Raw genomic sequence first — 12,852 nt, forward strand, 5'->3', positions numbered from 1 at the left:
GGTGTCCTCCCGCCCTGTCCCCGGCACGGTGGATGCCGGGGACAGGGGGAGACGCGCCTACTGTCCCAGCACGACGCGGAAGATGCGCTCGTTGCTGTTGTTCGGGATGCTGTCCTTGTCACCCTGGTTGGTGGTGGTCAGCCAGAGGTTTCCGTCCAGCGTGGGCTCCACGGTGCGCAGCCGGCCGTAGGTGCCGACGAAGAACTGCTGCACGTTCGTCAGCTCCGTGCCGCTGATGACCTCTCGGTAGAGGCGGGTGCCCCGGGCGCAGGCCACGTAGAGGACGTCGCGCACCACGGCGATGCCCGAGCACGAGCCCGCCGCGGTGGTGTAGGTCTGCTTCGGCGCGATGTAGCCGGGCGTCGCGCAGCCCGAGCCCCCCTGGGACACGGTGCCCTCGCAGTTGGGCCAGCCGTAGTTGCCGCCGCGCTGGATGAGGTTCGTCTCGTCCATCACCGAGTTGCCGAACTCCTGCTCCCACAGCCGCCCCTGCGAGTCGAACGCCAGCCCCTGGGGGTTGCGGTGGCCGTAGCTCCACACGTAGTTGCCGAAGGGGTTGTCGGACGGGACGGTGCCGTCCGCGTTGAGCCGCAGCACCTTGCCCGCCAGGTTGTTGAGGTCCTGCGCGTAGGCCGCGTTCTGCGCGTCACCCGTGGCCGCGTAGAGCTTGCCGTCCGGTCCGAAGCGCAGCCGCCCGCCGTTGTGGAACTTGTTGCGGCCGATGCCCTGCAGCAGCACCTGGAGCGACGCCGTGTTCAGCGCCCCGTTCTCGTACCGCAGCCGGACGATGCGGTTGTCCGTGGGCGAGGTGTGCATGACGTACAGCCAGCGGTCCGTGGCGAAGGTGGGCGAGAGCACGATGCCCATCAGCCCGCCCTCACCGTCGGTGCTCTGCACGTTGGGCACCGTCCCCACCGACGTCTTCTGTCCCGTCACCGGGTCCAGCCGGATGATGTCCTGCGCGTCCCGGCGTCCGTAGAGCACCGCGCCGTCCGGCAGGCTGACCAGGCCCCACGGGATGTCCGTGTCCGTGGCCACCTGGGTGACGGAGCAGACGGGGTTGGTGCAGGCCTGGCCCGTCGTCACGCTCGCCGTGGTGCTCTGTGCGGACGCGTTGCCCTGCGCGTCCCGGGCGAGCACGCTGTAGACATAGGCGGTGTTCGCGGACAGGCCGCTGTCGACGAAGGTCGTCGCGGGCGGGGCGCCGGGCACCGTGGCCACCTGCACGCCGCCCCGGAACACGACATACGCGCTCACGCCCACGTTGTCCGTGGACGCCGTCCAGTTGAGCGTGACGCTGGTGCCCGTGGCGGTGGCGGTGAGGCCCGTGGGGATGCTCGGGGCCTGGGTGTCCACCTGGCACGGCGGCGGGGTGATGCTCAGCGTGGCGCTGCCCTGCGACACGTTGCCCGCGGCGTCGCGCGCATTCACATACAGGCCCCACGTGGCGCCGGGGACCACCGTCAGCCCGGTGGAGAGGACGGCGCCGGAGACGGACTTCATGAGCTGACCGTCGTGGTAGACGTCGTAGAAGGCGACGCCCTGGTTGTCCGTGGACTCGGCCCACGACAGCGTGGCCGTGTTGCACGTCAGGTTCGTCACCACCAGCCCCGTGGGCACGGTGGGCGGCTGGGTGTCCGCCGGCAGGTTCCACTGCTGGTTCGTCTGACCGTTGCAATCCCAGACGATGACCGGCGAGCTGTTCGCGGTGGCCCCGCCGGACACGTCCAGGCACAGCGAGGACGCGGTGTGGACCACCGTGCCGTTGGCGTTGCGCACCCAGCGCTGGGCGGCCGCGCCCGTGCAGGCGCTGATGACCGCGCGCGCTCCGGCGGTGGCGGTGGCTGGCTGCACGCACCAGGCGCCGTCGAACACGCGCAGCTCGCCCTCGGGCGTGAAGAGGAACCGCTGGTTCCCCTGCCCGTGGCAGTCGTAGATGTTGAGGCCCTGGCCCGACGTCTGGCTGTTCTGCGACACGTCCAGGCAGCGGCCGGACTGCGCGCTGATGAGCCGCGTGCCCGCCGTCACCGCGGCGGACTGAGACCCGAGCTCCTCGCCGCCTGGCTCTGGCGTGGCTTCACAGGCGGCGAGGGTGGTGAGACATGCGGCGAGGATGATGCGGCTTGCTGCGACGGGCGGCGGACGACGAGTCATTGCCACGCTCCTTGTTTTCCGCCTTTTCACGGTATCCAGGTGCGGGCTCAAGCAATCTTCGGGTGTGGTGCGCCGCGGATGTTGAACTCCAGGCACGAGCGGCGCGCCCCTGTCGCACCTCGACGGGGGTTTTCGCAATCCGATGACATCTTTGCGGCGGGAGCGGAAGCTCGCGCGAGGGCTCGGCGCTGAACCCAGACGGGCCCGAGGGCCTCGTCGCACCGTCTTCGCCGCGCAGGATTTGCGCGCCTTTTCGGTGAGCGCGCATTCCTTTCGCCTCGGGTGTGGCCGTCAGCCGGGCCGGGGTTTTTGTCCAAGTCTTGTTCAAGTTCTACTTCCGCATCGCATGGGCATTGCTAGGTTGCGCGGCGTGCTCTGCGCGCCCCGCACTGTCCTGGCCGTGAGTCTCGGCATCGCGCTCGGCGTCGCGGTGGGGCTGGGAGGCTTCACCTTCGTCTACGCGAAGGGCGCGTCGTATCTGCGGGACGACCCGGCCGCGTGCGCCAACTGCCACATCATGAATGAGCAGTACGACGGCTGGCGCAAGAGCAGCCACCACGCGGTGGCCACCTGCAACGACTGTCACACGCCGGCGGGCTTGATTCCCAAGTACTACACGAAGGCGAGCAACGGCTTCTGGCACTCGTACTACTTCACCACCGGCACCTTCCCGGACCCCATCCGGCTGCGTCCGGGCAACCGGGTGGTGACGGAGAGCGCGTGCCGCAAGTGCCACGCCTCGATTGTCGAGGCCATCGAGACGCCCCCCGCGGGCCACGCGCAGGTGGCCCCTGGTGAGCAGCTCCAGTGCCTCACCTGTCACAACTCGGTGGGCCACCCCGAAGGCTCGGGCAACCCCGAGCTCATCCGTCAGGAGATTGCACGATGACCGAGCCCCAGAAGGCTCCTGGGAAGCGGCGCTGGTTGAGCGGCGTCCGGCTGGTGGTGGCGGTGGCCGTGGCGGCCGCGCTGGCCTCGGCGGGCGTCACCGCGCTCCTGGTCAACATCATGGAGCGCAAGCAGGAGGCGCGAAATCCGTTCTACCGGGTGGTGGAGCTGGACGACACCATCACCGACCCCGCCGTGTGGGGGAAGAACTTCCCGCTCCAGTACGACAGCTACAAGCGCACCGTGGACCAGCAGCGCACCCGCTACGGCGGCAGCGAGGCGGTGGCGCGCACGCCCACGAAGGCGGACCCGCGCTCGGTGGTGGCGCAGAGCCGGCTGGAGGAGGACCCGCGCCTCGTCACGATGTGGAGCGGTTACGCCTTCGCCACCGACTTCCGCGAGGAGCGAGGACACGCGCACATGCTCGAGGACCAGGTCTTCACCGAGCGGCAGCACGTGACGGCGCAGCCGGGCACCTGCATCCACTGCCACGGCAGCGTGTACGTGCCCTACAAGAAGCTGGGCGACGGGGACCTCATCAAGGGCTTCGAGAAGATGAACCAGCTGCCCTTCGCCGAGGCCCGGAAGCTCGTGGACCACCCGGTGTCCTGCATCGACTGCCATGACCCCACGACGATGCAGCTGCGCGTCACGCGCCCCGGCTTCATCGAGGGCATCGCCGCGCTCAAGGCCAGCCAGGGCGTGCCCGACTTCAAGGTGAACGAGCACGCCACCCGCCAGGAGATGCGCACGTACGTCTGCGGGCAGTGCCACGTCGAGTACTACTTCAAGGGCAAGCAGAAGCGCCTGACGTACCCGTGGGCCAAGGGCATCCACATCGAGCAGATCATGGCCTACTACGACGAGGACGGGCACACCGACTGGACGCACAAGCTCACGGGCGCGAAGGTCCTCAAGGCGCAGCACCCCGAGTTCGAGATGTACAACCAGGGCATCCACGCCAGGAGCGGCGTGGCCTGCGCGGACTGCCACATGCCCTATCAGCGCGAGGGCGCCATGAAGGTCAGCGACCACCACGTGCGCAGCCCGCTGCTCAACATCAACCGGGCCTGCCAGACGTGTCACAAGTGGAGCGAGGCGGAGTTGCTCAGCCGCGCGGAGGCCATCCAGACGCGCACCTTCGAGACGCGAAACATCGCCATGGACGCGCTGGTGGACCTCATCCACGACCTGCAGAACGCCCAGAAGGCGGGCGTGTCCGACGAGGCGCTGGCCAAGGCGCGGGACTACCAGAAGCGCGCCCAGTTCTACCTGGACTTCGTGGAGGCGGAGAACTCGATGGGCTTCCACGCGGACCAGGAGGCGGTGCGCATCCTGGGCAACTCCATCAACTTCTCGCGCCTGGGACAGAACGCGCTGCGCCCCGAGGGCGGGGCCTCCACCTCGCCGGACACGCGGCCCCAGGGTGCGCCGAAGCCGGTGCCCGCGGCCGCGGAAGGGACGCAGCAGGGCTCGCGGTGACGCGTCGGTGAGACACGGGGCGGAGGGGCTTCCCGCCCCGTGCTTCACGTCACGCGAGACGACTCAGGGACAGAAGCAGGCGCCCCGGCAGTCGAAGTCGCGATAACAGATGTTGGTGCCACACGCGGCGGTGCAGGTCTCCAGCGTGCCGTAGTAGTTGCTCGTGGAGTTGCACGTCCACTTCTGCGGGCAGATGGCCATCGCCGAGACTTCACCCTCGGAAGAAGGCGCCTCGCTGGAGATGGCCTCGGGCGCCTGCTCGGGCTCGCTCGGCGCGCCACCACCACAGCCGGTGATGGAGAGCGTCAGGGCGGCGACGGCCGCGATGAGCGACGAGGTGATTCGCATGGGAGACTCCTGGAGTGCTCTGTGGGGGCCAGCGGGGGATTGCTGGCTTTTGCAGGCTATTCCATGAATTCTTGCCCCCGCAACCCTGCGGTCATCCGGTTGCAAGAGGCGCGTCGTCAGTCCAGCAAGGACGGGATGGGGATGAGGGCGTCGAGCGGCTGGCCTCGGCCGAGCTGCCCGTCGGAGTTGCTGCCCCAGGACCAGACGGTGCCATCCGGCTGGACGACCAGCATGTGCTCGCCGCCCACCGCGAGAGACGTCGCGCCGCTGGTGATGCCGGACACCTGGACGGGGGCCGCGCCGCCACTCCAGGCGCCGTTGCCGGCCTGACCCCAGGGCGTGTTTCCGCCCGTCCACAGCTCGCCGCTGAGGGTGATGGCCGCGGACGCGTCCTCGCTGGTGACCACCTCGAGCATCCCCGGGATGACCATGGGACGCGGGCTGTAGTTGCTGGGGCTGCCCAGTCCCATGCCGGCACGGGAGGCGCCATGGCCCCAGCTCATCCCGCTCCCATCCGCCAGCAGCGCCATGCCGTGGTGGGTGCCGCCGCCGATGGCGAGGACATTGCTCAGCCCCGGAATCAGGACGGGTGTGAGCCGCTGGGTGGTCGTGGTGTCGGCGAGCTGGCCATAATCATTGCGTCCCCAGGCCCAGGCGGACCCGTCGTAGCGGATGGCGTAGGACGTGTGAGGTCCCGCGACGACCTTCATCACGTCGCTCAGGTTGGAGACCTGGACGGGCGTGGTCCGGGAGACGAGCGTTCCATCCCCCAGGGCGCCGTGGGTGTTGTCGCCCCAGGCAAAGATTGTCGAGTCGTCGCGCAGGGCGAGGCGGTGGGTGGCGCTGGTCGAGATGGCGATGATGTTCTGGAGTCCCGGCACCTGCGTGGGCGTCAGCGTGCCGCCGCCCCAGGCCCAGACCGTGTTGTCGTCGCGCAGGGCCAGGGACGTCCGGCCCGCCGCCGCGATGGCGATGACGTTCTGGAGTCCCGCGACAGGCGCTGGGAGGACGCGGCGCGAGGTGGTCCCATCGCCCAGCTGCCCCGCCTCATTGGAGCCCCAGGACCAGACGGTGCCCTGGGCGCTCAGCAGCAGGGAGTGCGCGGCGCCGGCCGCGACGGCGAGGGCGGGCTCGGTGAGCGGGATGAGTCCGGGGAGCGGATACAAGGTGACGGCGCCGTCACCGCGCTCGCCCTCATGGCTGGTTCCCCAGGTCCAGAGGGTGCCATCGCTGCGCAGCGCCAGGGCATGCGTCTCGCCTCCGGCGACCACCGAGACGCCCGTCAGCCCCGACACCTGGACCGGGGTGGCGCGGCGCTGCTTGGTGCCGTCTCCGAGCTGGCCCTGGGTGTTCTCGCCCCAGCTCCACACCGTGCCGTTGGACTTGAGGGCGAAGGAGGTGTCGAGGCCCGCCGAGACGTCGGTGACACCCGTGAGCCCGGCCACCTGGACGGGGGAGAGGTGGAACGTATAGGTCGTCGGGTCCTGCATCCCCCAGCTCCACACGGTGCCGTCCGACTTCGCGGCCAGCGTGTGCCTGGGGCCGATGCTCACGGCCACGACGTTCGTCAGGCCGGGCACCTGCACGGGGACCATGCTGTTGCCCTGGGTGCTGCCGATGCCCATCATCCCGAACTGGTTGCTCCCCCAGCACCAGAGCGTGCTGTCCGAGCGGATGGCACAGGAGGTCATGTACCGGGCGAACACGGCGACGACGTTCGTCAGCCCGGGGACGGGCGCGGGGGCGTAGCGGGTGCTGTCGACTCCTCCGTCGCCGAGCTGGCCTTCACCGTTGTAGCCCCAGGCCCACACCGTGCCATCGCCCTTCACCGCGAGGGTGTGCATGTCTCCGGCGGCCACCGCCACGACGCCTGTCAGGTTCGGGACCTGGACGGGCGTGGGGCGAAAGCCGACGGGGCCGTAGGGAAAGTCAGGGGTGCCCAGCTGTCCATGGGTGCCATCGCCCCAGGTCCAGACGGTGCCGCCCGAGCGGAGCGCCACGGAGTGGTAGTCGCCCGTGGCCACGGAGGTGATGGACGTCAGGCCGGGGACCTGGACCGGCGTGGCGGTGCTGGCCGTGCCGGGCTGGCCGAGCTGGCCTCGGAGGTTCTGCCCGGCGGCCCACACCGTTCCATCCGAGCGGATGGCGAGCGAGTGGCGGCGATTCGCGGCGAGCTTGACCCGGGGCCGCGTGCGGGAGATGGCGGCTTCATGTCTGCCTTCAGCCGGATTGTCGACGCCCGCCTCCTGCTGACCACACCCCACGGACAGCAGGAGTCCCAGCGTGATACCCAATACACCGCGCAACCGTGATGACGACGGATGTGACATTCGACCCTCGTGTGAGATTGAAGCGGCGTCGAGACGAGGGCTGGGACTTCTTATTTAATGAGGATAGTCAGAGAGAGGCGTGGTCGCGGTGGACCCTTGCGCCAGTCCTCGAGGATGCCTCTGTTTCAGGCGTCGCGCGTGAGGCGGAAGCGCTCGTAGCGCTCTTCCAGATAATCGGGACGGGGGCGCTGGGCGGGGAGCAGGGGCAGGACTCCCAGCGGCTTGCCCGCGAAGCCCTTGAGCCCGTGCTCCAGCGTGGGGCCGTCCTGCTCGGCCATCAGTCGCCGGGCGATTTCGATGACGCCATCGGGGCGGATGCCCAGCAGGTCCGTGTCGAAGGCACCGTGGTGCAGCTTGCACAGCGAAAGGCCGTTGGGCACCTCGGGTCGGCCACGCACGTCCCGGTCCGGGAGGATGTGGGCTGCGTCCAGCAGCTCCCGACGCGGGAAGCGGCAGATGGCGCAGCGCTGCTCATAGGCGCGCAGCACGTGCTGTCGGAAGGCGACCTGGTGCAGGCGCTTCTTCACCTGCACCGTGGTGTAGCGGCGCTCCAGGCCGAGCAGCTTCGAGTCCGCCACGTAGCTCCCCGGTGCTCGCACCTGCGCTTCCGGCAGGCCGGACGCGACGGTGAAGGACTTCGTGGCCAGGTCCACGCCGGAGATGTAGACGGGCCAGATGGGCGCGTAGAGGCCGGGCTCGATTCCGTAGAAATAGATGAGCGGCGCGTCCAGCTCCATGGCGCGCACGAGCCTGCGGTTGTCGCGTCCGTCGACGTCCTCCCCCTGGAACCGATAGTCGAAGCCCTCGTCCGAGGGGAGGTCGTCGTAGCGCGCCTCGCGCCCATGGCGTGGCACGGTGGTCTTGATGGAGAGCGCCGTCTCTCGCATCTGCCGGGGCCAGAAGATGCCGCGGGCCCGGTTGGCGAAGTGGAGCGTCTCGCCCTGGTAGGTGAAGCCCGCGTCGATGACCTCCCAGGGCAGCACGTCCCCATGGCGACGCACCCGCTCCTGCAGGGCGTTGATGGCGGCGACGCGGATGGGCCAGTCGGAGTCCGGGGACATGGGCACCCACCGCCGTGGGAGGCTCCGGGGCGGGGATGACCAGGCTACCAGGTTGGCGTCCAGGCGGTGTGTCGGCGCGCGTCGACGCCACTCGAGAGCCTGTGGCCGCGCGGCCACGCCGAGTCCGGGCAGCCACGGCTTCACGGGGGGGCGCCATGGGCTTGGGGTTTGCTTGGGTGGGAGGGGATGAGTCCCTCCAGCCACGTCGTGTCGCTCGTCTGCGCTGTCCTCGGTGCCGCTCCGTCGCCGCCCGCGACGGTGCGGGTGATGGCATACAACGTCCTCTACTCCTCGCCGGCGGAGGACATCGACAAGTCCCTGGAGGTCATCGAGAAGGAGGCACCGGAGGTCCTCTGCCTGCGCGAGCTGACGCCTGGGTTCGCGGCCGCCTTCCGCAAGCGCTTGGGGAAGGACTATCCCCACCTCGAGCTCATGCCTCGCAAGGGGGCCTGGGGCGTGGGGCTCGCCAGCCGACACCCGCTGCGGCGGGTGGAGCGCTTTGCCCAGAAGCCACACCGCATGCCCGGGCTCGAAGCGGACGTGGTCGTCGGTGGGCGGGCGCTGAAGGTCGCCTGTCTCCACCTGATGCCGCCAGGGGCCTCGCATCGCCCGGAAGACAGCCTCCTCGAGACGCTGAGGAAGAACGCCACGCTCCGCAAGCACCAGGCGGAGGCCCTGGTGAAGCGCTACGCCAAGGAGCGCGGCCCGGTGCTCCTGTTCGGAGACATGAACGAGTCGCGCACGCAGGAGGCGATGACGACCTTCGCCGCCGCGGGCTTCACGCATGCCTGTGATGGGCCGGACGCGCTGTGTGGAGACACCTGGCCGGGCGCGGCGTCCGTGGTCCCCAGCTTCGTGGAGATAGACCACATCCTGGGACGACAGCTCTCGTTATCGGACGCCAAGGTGCTGCACGGTGGTGGCTCTGACCACTTCGCGGTTCGCGCGTCCGTCACGCTTCCTCCGTGAGCGTTTGTCCCTCCGGGCGGAGCGTTCGTCACGCGCCCGGGCGGTTTCGCCACATCCCCCGCATCGGGTTCGTCGGCGCCCGGTACGACACGCTCCTCCAGCGCCACCGGCGTCACCGGCGGCCCGTAGCGAGGAGCGTGTGCATGCATCGCCCGATGTCCTTCAACAGCCTCTTCCTGGCGAGCGCCCTCACCCTGGCCTTCGTGCCCGGGTGTCAGGACGCCCCGCCTGTCATCGACCCCGAGCCCCTGGGCACCGTCTCGCAAGGGCTCACCTGCGGCGGCAGCCTCATCCCCGTGATGTCGGCCCGCGACAACCCCGTCAGCGGCCTCGTCATCGCCTCCAGCGAGTTCAACGCGTCCAACCCCGCCTGGCACGCGGTCGACGGCAGCGACAGCACCATGTGGCTCACCGCGAGCGGCCAATCCACCGCCTGGCTCACCTACGAGTTCTTCGACGGCGCGCGCACGCTCTCCCACTACGCCATCAAGTTCTCCAATGGCTCACTCAACAACCGCGCGCCGCGCGACTGGACGCTCCAGGGGTGGTCCGGCAGCGCGTGGAACACGCTGGACACCCGCACGCAGCAGACGAACTGGGGCGGCGCCGAGGAGCGTGAGTTCTCCATCACCACCCCCGGCGCCTACAGCAAGTACCGTCTGATGGTGACCGAGGACAACACCGCCGGCACGGGCGTGGATGTCCTCTCCATCGGCCGGCTGTCCTTCTACAACTGCGCCTGTGCCACCATCGTCAACCAGGTGCCCGCCATGACGAGCGCCACCGCGCCCTCGGGCACCGTCACGGGCTCCGGCTTCCTCCAGGCGGGCAATGAGCCGTGGAAGGCCTTCGACAACGTCGACACCTCCGCGTCCATGTGGCTCTCCTCCAAGGCGACGCCCTCCTGGCTCTCCTACGAGTGGCCTGGCGCCTCGCGCATGCTCACCCGCTACGCCCTCAAGTTCCCCAACGGCGAGGCAGCCACCCGCGCTCCGAAGAGCTGGACCCTCCAGGCCTGGAACGGCACCGCCTGGGTGGTCGTCGACAGGCGCGTGGACGAGTTCAACTGGGCGAGCGCGGAGCGGCGCGAGTACCCGCTCAGCCTCCCCAGGGCCTTCAACCGCTTCAAGCTCGACATCACGGATGACAATGACCCGCGCGCCGGCGTGGAGACCGTCGCCCTCGCGCGCGTGGAGTTGCTCGGCTGCGAGCGCGACACCACGCCGCCCATCGTCCCCTCGTTCTCCGCCTTCACCCCGCCGTCGCCCGGCAACCAGACGGCCATCACCCTCAACGGCGTCACCGAGGGGAACGCCACCGTGCGCCTCTTCTCCGGCGGCACCTGCGCGGGCTCGCCCATCGCGACGCTCACGGCCACGGGCTCGGGCGCCTTCTCCCGCGCGCTCACCGTGGCGACCAACACCACCACGACCTTCTCCGCGAAGGCCGAGGACCTGGTGGGCAATGTCTCCGCGTGCTCCGCCGCCGTCAGCTACACGCACGACAACGTCGCACCCGTCACCCCCTTCCAGCTCGCCTTCGTCCCCAGCGACACGGGCTCCGAGCTGAACCCGCAGCTCGAGGGCCGCACCGAGGCCGGCGCGGTCGTGCTCGTCTTCCGGAGCGCCAACTGCTCGGGGTCCGTGCCGACCACCGCCACGGCGCACGCCACCACCGGCGTCTTCAGCACCAACCGGGCGGTGTTCGCGAACACGGTGACGACCTTCTCCGTGCGCGCCGTGGACGCCGCGGGGAACCTGTCGGGCTGCACGTCCGTGGCGTACACGCATGACTCCGTCGCGCCGGCCGCGCCGACCTTCACGACGGGGCTGGTGCCCCTGTCCCAGGGCTCCATCGTCGCCGGCATGCGCGTCCAGGCCGAGCCCCGCTCGCGCCTCTTCCTCTTCTGGGGGAATGACTGCGCCAACCCGACGAGCACCGATGTCGCGGTGGACAGCGGCGGCAGCGCGCTGGTGCCCCTGGTCGCGAGCCAGGTCGGCGTCCCGATGTCCCTTCGCCTCCGGGACATGGCGGGCAACCTGTCGCCGTGCGTGGCCGTCGAGGAGACCTGCTTCGCGGGTTTCCGCGACTGCGACGGTGACCCGGTCAACGGCTGTGAGACCTCGGTGATGGAGGACGCGGCGAACTGCGGCGCGTGCGGCACCGTGTGCGCCGGCGCGCCTTCCGCCAGCGGGGTCTGCGGCGCGGGCACCTGCGGCCTCGCCTGCGCGGTGGGCACCTTCGACTGCGATGGCAGCCCCCTCAACGGCTGCGAGTCCAGCACGGCCTGCGCGCCCGGCGTGTGTCAGGTGTCGCCGGAGAACGAGCTGCTCATTACGGCCCTGCCCGTGGTGGAGGACCCGGTGCGGACCGTCAACGGCGGCGCCTGGACGTTCGGCACGCTGATGCGGCGCATGAACGGCGGCCAGAATCCGTCCGAGATGATTCGCACCTGGCTCAAGACATGGGAGACGAACCAGGTCATCGCGGGCCTGCCCGTCGCCGGGCGCCCGAGCATGCTCCCCGATGTGCTCACGCCCTGGGAGACGCGCAGCGGCGGCCCGTCCGCGCCGCTCGACTTCAACACCGCGCCCTTCCGGCTGCTCGCCATCGTCAACCGCATCGACCTGCGCAGCGAGGGCACGCACTCGGGCGAGGGGCGCTTCGTCTTCGGGGTCACCACGCCCGCGGGGCTCGACCTGCCCTTCACCGTCATCCTCGAGTACATGCTGCCCGGCGACGGCCCGGAGGACATCCAGCGCTGGGCGCGGGACTGGCACGAGCTGGGCTCGCTGCCGCTCGGCAGCCCTCTCTACAACGCGAAGCTCCAGGCCCTCACCGACCGCTTCACCGAGCCCTTCGTCGCGCAGGGCCGCTTCATGGGCAGCGCCATCCACCAGGTGCGCACCAACGAGAACGCGCTGAACCCGCTGTGGGAGCTGCGCGAGTTCCACTTCGGTCCGAACGGGCTCGTCCCGTCCCCCGTGGCCCTCACGCCGGAGCTGAGCCTCAACAACTCGCCCCGGCTCGCGAGCTTCGTGCAGGAGAACGCCGCGGCCATCCTGGCCGGCACGCACGAGGTGCCCTCGCTGTACCAGGGACAGGCCTTCGTCGCCGGCTCGGCCCTGACGCCCTTCGGCCTGACGTGGTCCATCCCCGGTGCGGACCCGGAGGTCCGGCATCGCTTCTCGCTCAACACCTGCAATGGCTGCCACGCGGGTGAGACGCAGACGCCGTTCCTCCACGTCTTCCCGCGCTCCGCGGGAGCACCTTCGTTCCTGTCGCCCTTCCTCGTCAGCGCGCAGCCCGTGCCGGACCCGCTCACGGGCACGCCCCGCGTCTTCAACGACCTGGGACGACGGGATGACGATTTGGAGACGCTGGTGTGCGGCGCTCCGCAGGCGCTGGCGCCGAGCCTGGGCTCGGTGGGGGAGGGGCTGCTCGCGCCTCGCTCGCTGAGTGGCTCGTCGGCGCCGAAGTCGGACGCGGTGCCGGGCTTCCCGCCGCGCTCGAACCTGCCCCCGGGCCGCGTGCACTGACGCGCGGACGTCGTCACCGGAAATGAACGGGCCGGGCTCCATGTCACGTGCATGGAGTCCGGCCCGAGTGTTTTCGCGAAG

The 12,852-nt window shown here is 69.9% G+C and carries 8 protein-coding genes; 4 read left to right on the forward strand and 4 right to left on the reverse strand.

Annotated elements, in window-relative coordinates:
- Window positions 1-57: 57 nt before the first annotated feature.
- Window positions 58-2,154, reverse strand: coding sequence for a PQQ-dependent sugar dehydrogenase (locus OWM54_RS28285; protein ID WP_267699532.1), 2,097 nt, complete (start codon window positions 2,152-2,154; stop codon window positions 58-60).
- 346 nt (window positions 2,155-2,500) lie between these two features.
- Between OWM54_RS28285 and nrfH the strand changes: the two genes are divergently transcribed.
- Entirely contained in the window at window positions 2,501-3,043 is a 543-nt protein-coding gene (nrfH, locus tag OWM54_RS28290; RefSeq protein ID WP_255652942.1) for a cytochrome c nitrite reductase small subunit, read from the forward strand.
- On the forward strand, window positions 3,040-4,524 hold the full coding sequence (locus tag OWM54_RS28295) for an ammonia-forming cytochrome c nitrite reductase subunit c552 (RefSeq protein WP_223781483.1): 1,485 nt from the start codon (window positions 3,040-3,042) through the stop codon (window positions 4,522-4,524). Before nrfH ends, OWM54_RS28295 begins: the two co-directional genes overlap by 4 nt.
- A gap of 63 nt (window positions 4,525-4,587) precedes the next feature.
- Here OWM54_RS28295 and OWM54_RS28300 read toward each other — a convergent pair whose 3' ends face one another.
- The 3 genes from OWM54_RS28300 to OWM54_RS28310 all read right to left on the reverse strand — a co-directional run bounded on the left by OWM54_RS28300 (window position 4,588) and on the right by OWM54_RS28310 (window position 8,263).
- Window positions 4,588-4,872, reverse strand: a complete 285-nt coding sequence (locus tag OWM54_RS28300; RefSeq protein ID WP_223781484.1) for a hypothetical protein — start codon at window positions 4,870-4,872, stop codon at window positions 4,588-4,590.
- A 116-nt stretch (window positions 4,873-4,988) separates the two neighbouring features.
- The gene (locus tag OWM54_RS28305) at window positions 4,989-7,202 is read right to left on the reverse strand and encodes an RCC1 repeat-containing protein (RefSeq protein ID WP_267699534.1); all 2,214 of its coding nucleotides are present in this window, start codon (window positions 7,200-7,202) and stop codon (window positions 4,989-4,991) included.
- A 125-nt stretch (window positions 7,203-7,327) separates the two neighbouring features.
- Window positions 7,328-8,263, reverse strand: coding sequence for an HNH endonuclease (locus OWM54_RS28310; RefSeq protein WP_223747221.1), 936 nt, complete (start codon window positions 8,261-8,263; stop codon window positions 7,328-7,330).
- Window positions 8,264-8,449: 186 nt separating this feature from the next.
- Between OWM54_RS28310 and OWM54_RS28315 the strand changes: the two genes are divergently transcribed.
- Window positions 8,450-9,232, forward strand: coding sequence for an endonuclease/exonuclease/phosphatase family protein (locus OWM54_RS28315; protein ID WP_223747222.1), 783 nt, complete (start codon window positions 8,450-8,452; stop codon window positions 9,230-9,232).
- A 143-nt stretch (window positions 9,233-9,375) separates the two neighbouring features.
- A complete protein-coding gene (locus OWM54_RS28320; RefSeq protein WP_267699535.1) occupies window positions 9,376-12,771 on the forward strand; it encodes an Ig-like domain-containing protein in 3,396 nt (1,131 codons plus the stop codon).
- The last annotated feature ends 81 nt before the right edge of the window (window positions 12,772-12,852 follow it).

It is taken from the genome of Myxococcus sp. MISCRS1 (genome assembly GCF_026626605.1).
GTDB classification, from domain to species: domain Bacteria; phylum Myxococcota; class Myxococcia; order Myxococcales; family Myxococcaceae; genus Myxococcus; species Myxococcus fulvus.

Coding starts and splice junctions, on each gene's coding strand:
- OWM54_RS28295 (WP_223781483.1), top strand. CDS start 3,040: ATGACCGAGCCCCAGAAGGCTCCTGGGAAGCGGCGCTGGTTGAGCGGC.
- OWM54_RS28300 (WP_223781484.1), bottom strand. CDS start 4,872: ATGCGAATCACCTCGTCGCTCATCGCGGCCGTCGCCGCCCTGACGCTC.
- OWM54_RS28320 (WP_267699535.1), top strand. CDS start 9,376: ATGCATCGCCCGATGTCCTTCAACAGCCTCTTCCTGGCGAGCGCCCTC.
- OWM54_RS28305 (WP_267699534.1), bottom strand. CDS start 7,202: ATGTCACATCCGTCGTCATCACGGTTGCGCGGTGTATTGGGTATCACG.
- OWM54_RS28315 (WP_223747222.1), top strand. CDS start 8,450: ATGAGTCCCTCCAGCCACGTCGTGTCGCTCGTCTGCGCTGTCCTCGGT.
- OWM54_RS28310 (WP_223747221.1), bottom strand. CDS start 8,263: ATGTCCCCGGACTCCGACTGGCCCATCCGCGTCGCCGCCATCAACGCC.
- OWM54_RS28285 (WP_267699532.1), bottom strand. CDS start 2,154: ATGACTCGTCGTCCGCCGCCCGTCGCAGCAAGCCGCATCATCCTCGCC.
- nrfH (WP_255652942.1), top strand. CDS start 2,501: ATGGGCATTGCTAGGTTGCGCGGCGTGCTCTGCGCGCCCCGCACTGTC.